The following is a 6,864-nucleotide window of genomic DNA, read 5'->3' as shown; positions in this document are numbered from 1 at the left end:
CAGATGTAATTCATTGAGAGACCAGGCGTGAGGCGCGAACGATCGCGGCGCACTCGGCCGGTGAAAAGAGGAAAGCGGATGGGTCAGACTACCATCGGCACGCAGGGTCTGGAATGGTTTTCCCGCATCTATGCACAGATCCATCCACAGGCCGCACGCAGCGCCCGTCTTGGCGCCGGATAAAGAGCAGTTGACCGCACCCCGGTTGGTTCTATAGAATTTCCGGTTCTTTCCGCCTCATTCAGACAGAGCGCCCCGATGGCCACCAAGCGCACATTCCAGCCCAGCAACCTCAAGCGCAAGCGCGACCATGGCTTCCGTGCCCGTATGGCGACCGCCGACGGCCGCAAGATCCTGGCCCGTCGCCGCGCCAAGGGCCGCAAGCGCCTTAGCGCTTGATTGCTTCGCCGCCCCAGGCGGCGCCTGCAATCCGGACCGTGAATCATCCCGACCCGCGTAGGCGATTTCCTCGCTCTGCGCGGGTTCGCACGTCTGCGGAATACCGCGTCGTGTTCGATGCCGCACGCCGCTGCTCCGAACCGCTGATGAGCCTGCACTGGCGCAGCGCCGATCACCCTGCGCGGCTCGGCCTTGCCGTGTCGCGCAAGGTCGACAAGCGCGCGGTGGTTCGCAATCGCATCAAACGCGTCCTGCGCGACGCCACGCGGCATCTGCTGCCGTGGCTGGCGCCGGGCGACTATGTGGTGGTGGCGCGCAGCGCCGCCGCCCAGGCCAGCGGCGAACAGCTGCGTCAGGCCTATCTGCGCTTGCTGCGTCGCGCTGGCGCATTGCCGGCCCCGGCTGCGGACGGCACAATGCCGCCGCCCCTCTCTCCTTCTTCCCCCACTTCCAAGTCAGAACCCGTTTCTGGCTGAGCCGAGCTTGCCTGTCCGATGAACCAGACCCGCCTTTTCCTGATCTTTGCCTGGCTGATGGTCGCGGCCCTGTTGTGGATGGAGTGGAACAAGGAGCACGCCGCGCCTGCGGCCGATGCGACCGCCATTGCGGCCGCGACCACGGTGCCGCCCGCGCAGGACGCCGATGCCGGCGCCAGCGGCGCACCGGCGGTGCCGCGTGCCACTCAATCCGGCGCTGCAGCCGTGCCCGGCGCCGCCAGCGAGACCGCCGCGCCGGTCGCCGCCGGTGCCGCGCCGCGGGTCACCATCACCACCGACGTGCTGCACCTGACCCTGGACGGGCGCAGCGTGTTCGACGCGGACCTGCTGATGTTCCCGCAGACCAAGCAGCCCGGCAGCCCGCCGGTGGCGCTGCTGACCGAGGATCCGGTGCATCCGTACACCGCCACCAGCGGCTGGGTCGGCGAAAACAACGCGCCGTCGCCGGGTCCGGGCGGTTTCCGTCCGGAACAGCCGGGCAAGGACTACGTGCTGGCCAAGGGCCAGGACGCGCTGCAGGTGCCGTTCGTGTGGAACGGCCCGGACGGCATCAGCATCCGCCGCGTCTACACCGTGCAGCGCGGGCACTACGCGGTGCAGATCAAGGACGAGATCATCAACCAGGGCAGCAAGCCCTGGCAGGGCTATGTGTTCCGCAAGCTGAGCCGGGTGCCGACCATCGTCAGCCGGGGCATGACCAACCCGGATTCCTTCAGCTTCAACGGCGCCACCTGGTTCAGCGCGCAGGACGGCTACCAGCGCCGCGCGTTCAAGGATTTCCTGGAAGACGGCCCGGTCAACCAGACCATCAAGGGCGGCTGGATCGCGCTGCTGCAGCACCACTTCTTCACCGGCTGGATCCCGCAGGCCGACCAGGAGGCGGTGTACGTGCTGTCCAACGACGGCCCGCGCCACGTGATCGAGGCGCGCGGCCCGGCCTTCACCGTCGCCCCCGGCGCGCGCGCCAGCAGCGAGGCGCGGCTGTGGGTCGGCCCGAAGCTGGTCAACCAGATCGCCAAGGAAAACGTGCGCGGCCTGGACCGCGTGGTCGACTACAGCCGGTTCTCGCTGATGGCGATCCTGGGCCAGGGCCTGTTCTGGGTGCTCAGCCACCTGCACACCCTGCTCGGCAACTGGGGCTGGTCGATCGTCGGCCTGGTGATCCTGCTCAAGCTGGTGCTGTATCCGCTGTCGGCCGCGCAGTACAAGAGCATGGCCAAGATGCGCAAGTTCCAGCCGCGCATCCAGCAGCTCAAGGAGCGCTACGGCGACGACAAGCAGAAGTTCCAGACGGCGATGATGGAGCTGTACAAGAAGGAGAAGATCAATCCGATGGGCGGCTGCCTGCCGGTGCTGGTGCAGATGCCGATCTTCTTCGCGCTGTACTGGGTGCTGGTGGAATCGGTGGAGCTGCGCCAGGCGCCGTGGTTCGCCTGGATCCAGGACCTGACCGCACGCGATCCGTACTTCATCCTGCCGGTGATCAACGTGGCGGTGATGTGGCTGACGCAGAAGCTGACGCCGTCGCCGGGCATGGACCCGATGCAGGCGCGGATGATGCAGTTCATGCCGCTGGTGTTCGGCGTGATGATGGCCTTCGTGCCGTCGGGCCTGGTGCTGTACTGGGTCACCAACGGTTCGCTGGGCCTGCTGCAGCAATGGTGGATGACCAAGCGCCACGGCGAGCCGGCCACCGCCGGTGCCGGCGCCAAACCACCGGCCAAGACGAAGAAGTAAATCCGACAACGCCCGCCGCCAGGCGGGCGTTGCGTATGCGGCCGCGGCACTGCGCGGTCGCGTGTCCTGCCACCGTCCTTGCGAGCCCCGGGCCATGCTCGACCGCCGTTCCGTCTCCCTGCTGTCCACCGCGCTGTGCCTGCTCGCGCTTGCGCTGTCGGGCTGCCAGCGCAGCACGTCGTCCACGACCACCGCCGCGGGCGCCGCGCCGTCCGCGCACGCGGCGGACACCGACGCCACGCCGTTGCCGGGTTCGCCCGCCCTGCAGGCGCAGGCCGCGGCGATCCGCACGCAGCTGCAGGAACAGCTGGCGGCGCAGCGCAAGATCATCGTGCTGCTGGCCGACGAGGCCAAGCAGTCGCCGGCCGAGCGGCAGACCTCCAGCGGCGTCGGCCAGCAGCTGTTCCACGAAGGCCTGGAGCGGCGCGACGCGTTGGCCAGGCAATTCGATGCGTTGCTGGCGCAGCCGGACGCGCAGCGTTTCGCCGCGGTCGGCGCGCTGCTGGACTACGTCGAATCGGCGCCGGACCTGTACGACGCCGACCGCCTGGCGTTCCGCGAGATCCTGGCCGACTGGCAGACGCGCATCGGCAAGGATTCCTCGCTGCCGGCGATCAAGCTGCACCAGCGCATCGGCGAGGACCTGGAGGCGCTGGACGAGATCGAGCGCAGCTACAACCGCGAGATCACCGCGATCTTCAGCCGCTTCGACCGCACCCGCGCGATCGTGCAGAAGCGCGAGAAGTGGGAGGACTACGTCGCCCACCTGGGCACGCTGTACACGCGCGAGCGGATCCTGCGCGACTACGGGGTGATCACCCCGTATCCGATGTCGATGAAAGACAGCGACCGCGAAGTGTTCGGCCGCGACCTGCCGCCGAAGACGGTGGTGCTGAGCTTCGACGACGGCCCGCACCGCGAGTACACGGACGAGATCGTCGCCATCCTCAAGCGCTACGACGTGCCGGCCACGTTCTTCGAGGTCGGCCGCAACCTGGGCAAGCTCGATGCCGACGGCAAGGTCGAACTGGCGCCGCTGGCCAGCGTCAGCCGCGAGCTGATGGAGCAGGGCTATACGGTCGGCAACCACAGCCTGACCCACGCGCAGCTGTCCAAGGAAACCGGCGCCGCGCTGCGCAGCCAGATCCTGGACACCGACCGCATGCTGCGCGCGGTCGATGCCAAGCGCGCGCCGCTGTTCCGCTTCCCGTACGGCGCGCGCAACGCCGAAGGCATGCAGATCCTCGGCGAAGCCGGGCTGAAGTCGGTGATGTGGAACGTGGACTCGCTGGACTGGGCCGATCCGGTGCCCGAATCGATCGTGCAGCGCGTGCTCGAGCAGGTCGGCCGCGAGCAGCGCGGCATCCTGCTGTTCCACGACATCCACGCGCGCACGGTCAAGGCGCTGCCGCAGATCCTGGACCGGCTCAGCGCCGACGGCTACCAGTTCGCCGCCTGGAACGGGCGCGACTTCAGCGTGGCGCGCGCGGCGGCCAACGCCGCGGCGCCGGCGGTGACCAGCGGCTACGACAAGTCGTGGGCGATCGTGATCGGCATCGACGACTACGCGCGCTGGCCCAAGCTGCAGTACGCGGCCAACGACGCGCAGGCGATCGCGCAGACGCTGACCGGCAGTTTCGGTTTTCCGTCGTCGCAGGTGATCGTGCTGAAGAACCAGGAGGCCACCCGCAACAACATCCTGGCCGCGTTCCACGACCGCCTGGCGCACGGCGGGGTGGGCAAGAACGACCGCGTGTTCGTGTTCTTCGCCGGGCATGGCGCCACCCGCAAGCTCGCCTCCGGGCGCGACCTGGGCTACATCGTGCCGGCCGACTCGGACCCGGCGCAGTTCGCCACCGACGCGATCCCGATGACCGAGATCCAGGACATCGCCGAGAGCCTGGAAGCCAAGCACGTGCTGTTCGTGATGGACGCCTGCTACAGCGGCCTGGGCCTGACCCGCGGCGGCGGCGGCACCGGCGCCTACCTGCGCGAGAACGCGCGGCGCGTGGCGCGGCAGATGCTCACCGCCGGCGGTGCCGACCAGCAGGTCGCCGACAGCGGCCCCAACGGCCATTCGGTGTTCACCTGGGTATTGCTGCAGGCGCTGTCGGGCAAGGGCGACCTCAACGGCGACGGCCTGATCACCGGCACCGAACTGGCCGCGTACGTCGCGCCGGCGGTGTCGAGCATCTCGCCGCAGACGCCGGCGTTCGGCAGCCTGCCCGGCTCGCAGGGCGGCGAGTTCGTGCTGCAGGTGCCGGACGGCGACGAGTTCCTGACCGCCAACACCCAGCAGCTGTCCTCGGCGGCGATCGCGATGAACGACCGGGTCGCGGCGGCGGTGCCGGCGGTGGCCACGCCCGCCACGGCGACGGCTGCATCGGCCGCGGCGCCGGCGGCCAAGCCGACCGTGGTCAAGGACCTGCAGGGCGGCGAGCGGCCGCTGGCGGTGCCGGCCGCCGCCGGGCCGCTGTCCGATCGCCAGCAGGCGCAGCGCGCCAACGACCGCGGCCTGCAGCTGTACAAGGAAAAGCGCTACGACGAGGCCGAGGCGCAGTTCACCGAAGCGCTGAAGCTGCGACCGGACTTCGCGCTGGCGGCCAACAATCTCGGCTTCATCTACTACCGCCAGGGCAAGTACGCGCAGGCCGCGCGCTGGCTGGAGAACACGCTGAAGATCGATCCCTCGCGCGCGGTGGCCTACATCAATCTCGGCGATGCGTACCGGCAGATGGGCGATGCGGCCAAGGCCAAACACGCGTTCCAGACCTATCTGGAACTGCAGCCGAGCGGCGCCTCGGCGGCCTACGCGCGCACCCAGCTGCAGACGTTGTAGCCTGCAACGCCGCCGGAACGTTCTTCGCCATGCCGCACGCCGCCGACACCATCGCCGCCATCGCCACCGCCCCGGGTGCGGGCGGGGTCGGCGTGGTGCGCGTGTCCGGGCGCCTGGCCGCGGCGATCGGCGCCGGTCTCGGCCTGGGCACCTTGCCCGCACGCACGGCGCGCTATGCGCGCTTTCGCGATGCGCAGGGAGAGACGCTCGACGACGGCATCGCGCTGTGGTTCCCGGCGCCGCGCAGCTTCACCGGCGAGGACGTGCTGGAACTGCAGGCGCACGGCAGCCCGGTGCTGTTGCGGCAACTGGTGGCGCGCTGCTGCGAACTCGGCGCGCGGCCGGCGCGGCCGGGCGAGTTCAGCGAGCGCGCCTTCCTCAACCGCAAGCTGGACCTGGCCCAGGCCGAGGCGATCGCCGACCTGATCGCCGCCGGCGACCTGCGCGCGGCGCGCGCGGCGCGCCGGTCGCTCGACGGCGTGTTCTCGCGCCGTGTCGAAGCCCTGGCCGAGCATCTGGTCCGGCTGCGCATCCACACCGAGGCGGCGATCGATTTCGCCGACGAATCGCTGGACACGCTGGGCGGCGAACAGGTCCGCGCCGGCCTGGAACAGGCACGTGCGGACCTGGCGCAACTGCTGCTGGACGCCGAGCGCGGCCGGCGTCTGCGCGACGGCCTGCACGCGGTGCTGGTGGGGCCGCCGAACGCCGGCAAGAGTTCGCTGCTCAACGCGCTGGCCGGCAGCGAGCGGGCCATCGTCACCGACATCGCCGGCACCACCCGCGACACCTTGCGCGAGACGGTGCGCCTGGATGGCGTCGAACTGACCCTGGTGGACACCGCCGGCCTGCGCGACGGCGGCGATGCGATCGAGCGCGAAGGCATGCGCCGCGCGCGGCTGGAGCTGCAGCGCGCCGACCTGGCGCTGATCGTGCTCGACGCGCGCGCTGCGGATGCCGGCCGCGCCGCCATCGCCGAAGCCATCGCCGACGTGCCGCAGCGGCTGTGGATCCACAACAAGAGCGACCTGCTTGAGGCGATACCCCAGGCGACAGCCGACAGCGTGTACGTTTCCGCCGCCACGGGCAGCGGCCTGGAGCAACTGCACGCACACCTGCGTGCGATCGCCGGGCATGCCGCCGGCGACGGCAGCGACGGCGAATTCTCCGCGCGTGCGCGCCACGTGGAGGCGCTGCAGCGCGCCGCGGAACACGCCGCGGCCGCAGCCGCCGAACTGGGCTACGAGCGGCTGGAACTGGCCGCCGAGGAACTGCGCCTGGCGCACGCCGCGCTCGGCGAGATCGTCGGCCATCTCAGTGCCGACGATTTGCTGGGACGGATCTTCTCCAGCTTCTGCATCGGCAAGTAGGGCACGCTCCCCTTGCCCGCGG

5 protein-coding genes are annotated in these 6,864 nt (G+C 70.0%); all 5 read left to right on the top strand.

What is annotated here, in order from left to right:
• The first annotated feature begins 258 nt into the window (after positions 1–258).
• The 5 genes from rpmH (at position 259) to mnmE (ending at position 6,842) form a co-directional block, all read left to right on the top strand.
• On the top strand, positions 259–399 hold the full coding sequence (rpmH, locus tag AB8810_RS23950) for a 50S ribosomal protein L34 (protein ID WP_003469983.1): 141 nt from the start codon (positions 259–261) through the stop codon (positions 397–399).
• Positions 396–875 (top strand): ribonuclease P protein component, encoded by a 480-nt coding sequence (rnpA, locus tag AB8810_RS23945; RefSeq protein ID WP_225210139.1) that lies wholly within the window; start codon positions 396–398, stop codon positions 873–875. The genes rpmH and rnpA overlap by 4 nt, the downstream gene beginning before the upstream one ends.
• An 18-nt stretch (positions 876–893) precedes the next feature.
• Positions 894–2,633 carry a membrane protein insertase YidC gene (gene yidC / locus AB8810_RS23940; RefSeq protein ID WP_369915135.1) on the top strand — a complete coding sequence of 580 codons (1,740 nt, stop codon included), beginning with the start codon at positions 894–896 and terminating at the stop codon, positions 2,631–2,633.
• Positions 2,634–2,727: 94 nt separating this feature from the next.
• Positions 2,728–5,472 (top strand): polysaccharide deacetylase family protein, encoded by a 2,745-nt coding sequence (locus tag AB8810_RS23935; protein WP_369915134.1) that lies wholly within the window; start codon positions 2,728–2,730, stop codon positions 5,470–5,472.
• 29 nt (positions 5,473–5,501) lie between these two features.
• Positions 5,502–6,842 carry a tRNA uridine-5-carboxymethylaminomethyl(34) synthesis GTPase MnmE gene (gene mnmE, locus AB8810_RS23930; protein WP_369915133.1) on the top strand — a complete coding sequence of 447 codons (1,341 nt, stop codon included), beginning with the start codon at positions 5,502–5,504 and terminating at the stop codon, positions 6,840–6,842.
• Positions 6,843–6,864: the final 22 nt, after the last annotated feature.

Origin of the sequence: Xanthomonas sp. NCPPB 3005 (genome assembly GCF_041228095.2) — a bacterium.
GTDB classification, from domain to species: domain Bacteria; phylum Pseudomonadota; class Gammaproteobacteria; order Xanthomonadales; family Xanthomonadaceae; genus Xanthomonas_A; species Xanthomonas_A bonasiae.
This window is presented reverse-complemented; position numbering and strand designations above follow the sequence as displayed.